General features: G+C 68.9%; 1 protein-coding gene. It reads right to left on the bottom strand.

Annotated elements, in window-relative coordinates:
* A partial coding sequence (locus V2J85_RS41035; RefSeq protein ID WP_330824448.1) for a proton-conducting transporter transmembrane domain-containing protein occupies positions 1–386 on the bottom strand: 386 nt, incomplete at both ends.

The following is a 386-nucleotide window of genomic DNA, read 5'->3' as shown; positions in this document are numbered from 1 at the left end:
GATCAGGAAGCCGACCAGCATCGCGAGGCCGCCGAGCGTGGTGACCGTCAGGGCCTGGAGCGCGGAGCGGCGGCTGTGCCGGTGTTCGCTGCCGTGGCCGATCAGCAGGTAGGAGAAGACCGTGGTCAGCTCCCAGAACACATAGAGCGTGATCAGGTCGTCCGCGAGGACCAGGGCGAGCATGGCGCCCGCGAAGGCGAGCAGGTTCCCGGCGAACCGGCCCAGTTGCGGGGTGTCGTCGCGGAAGTAGGAGGCGCAGTAGACCAGGACGAGCGCGCCGACCCCGGCGGCCATCAGGACCATCAGTTCGGCCAGCGCGTCCAGGCGCAGGTCGAGGGAGACGTCGTAGGTCGGAATCCACTGCCAGGTCCAGGTGACCGCGTCAC

The sequence above is a fragment of the Streptomyces bugieae genome, from assembly GCF_036352915.1.
Classification (GTDB): Bacteria; Actinomycetota; Actinomycetes; order Streptomycetales; family Streptomycetaceae; genus Streptomyces; species Streptomyces endophytica.
Note: the sequence above shows the minus strand (reverse complement) of the source record. Positions and strands in the feature narration are given on the sequence as shown.